Annotated in this window: 1 rRNA gene (running past one end of the window); it reads right to left on the bottom strand. The window is 49.5% G+C overall.

The window, feature by feature from the left end:
* Positions 1–1459: ribosomal RNA gene (locus tag H5300_RS27785) — 23S ribosomal RNA — on the bottom strand; it reaches 1500 nt to the left of the window's first position.
* Positions 1460–1565 lie beyond the last annotated feature (106 nt).

Below are 1565 nucleotides of genomic sequence, written 5' to 3'. Positions count from 1 at the left end.
TACTTGAACCTGGACAACCGTCGCCAGGCCCACCTAGCCTTCTCCGTCCCCCCATCGCAATTGTAAGAAGTACGGGAATATTAACCCGTTTCCCATCGACTACGCCTTTCGGCCTCGCCTTAGGAGTCGACTTACCCTGCCCCGATTAACGTTGGACAGGAACCCTTGGTCTTCCGGCGAGGGAGTTTTTCACTCCCTTTATCGTTACTCATGTCAGCATTCGCACTTCTGATACCTCCAGCAGCCCTTACAGACCACCTTCAACGGCTTACAGAACGCTCCCCTACCCCACATACCCTAAGGTACGTAGCCGCAGCTTCGGTGTATAGCTTAGCCCCGTTACATCTTCCGCGCAGGCCGACTCGACCAGTGAGCTATTACGCTTTCTTTAAATGATGGCTGCTTCTAAGCCAACATCCTGGCTGTCTGAGCCTTCCCACATCGTTTCCCACTTAGCTATACTTTGGGACCTTAGCTGGCGGTCTGGGTTGTTTCCCTCTCCACGACGGACGTTAGCACCCGCCGTGTGTCTCCCGGATAGTACTTACTGGTATTCGGAGTTTGCAAAGGGTTGGTAAGTCGGGATGACCCCCTAGCCTTAACAGTGCTCTACCCCCAGTAGTATTCGTCCGAGGCGCTACCTAAATAGCTTTCGGGGAGAACCAGCTATCTCCAGGTTTGATTGGCCTTTCACCCCTAGCCACAAGTCATCCGCTAATTTTTCAACATTAGTCGGTTCGGTCCTCCAGTTGATGTTACTCAACCTTCAACCTGCCCATGGCTAGATCACCTGGTTTCGGGTCTAATCCTAGCAACTGTACGCCCAGTTAAGACTCGGTTTCCCTACGGCTCCCCTAAACGGTTAACCTTGCTACTAAAATTAAGTCGCTGACCCATTATACAAAAGGTACGCAGTCACACCACGAAGGTGCTCCTACTGCTTGTACGTACACGGTTTCAGGTTCTATTTCACTCCCCTCACAGGGGTTCTTTTCGCCTTTCCCTCACGGTACTGGTTCACTATCGGTCAGTCAGTAGTATTTAGCCTTGGAGGATGGTCCCCCCATATTCAGACAGGATATCACGTGTCCCGCCCTACTCGTTTTCACTGATTATGAGATGTCGATTACGGGGCTATCACCCTTTATTGCGGCACTTTCCAGAGCCTTCATCTGTCTCATTAAAAGCTTAAGGGCTAATCCAATTTCGCTCGCCGCTACTTTCGGAATCTCGGTTGATTTCTCTTCCTCGGGGTACTTAGATGTTTCAGTTCCCCCGGTTTGCCTCCTGTTGCTATGTATTCACAACAGGATACTTGCTTATGCAAGTGGGTTTCCCCATTCAGGAATCCCAGACTCAAAAGGTTATTACTACCTAATCTGGGCTTATCGCAAGTTATTACGCCTTTCATCGCCTCTGACTGCCAAGGCATCCACCGTGTACGCTTAGTCACTTAACCATACAACCCGAAAGGGTTTCTATTTGCTTTCACTTTAAAAAGTGAAGACAAATAAGCGTATGGCAACTAACCAAGGTTTTTGGTTGTCATCAAGAAGGGTTAATTC

It is taken from the genome of Vibrio sp. SG41-7 (assembly GCF_014164465.1).
Taxonomy (GTDB): domain Bacteria; phylum Pseudomonadota; class Gammaproteobacteria; order Enterobacterales; family Vibrionaceae; genus Vibrio; species Vibrio splendidus.
The sequence above is the reverse complement of the archived record's forward strand: the minus strand, read 5'-3'. Positions and strand labels throughout refer to the sequence as shown.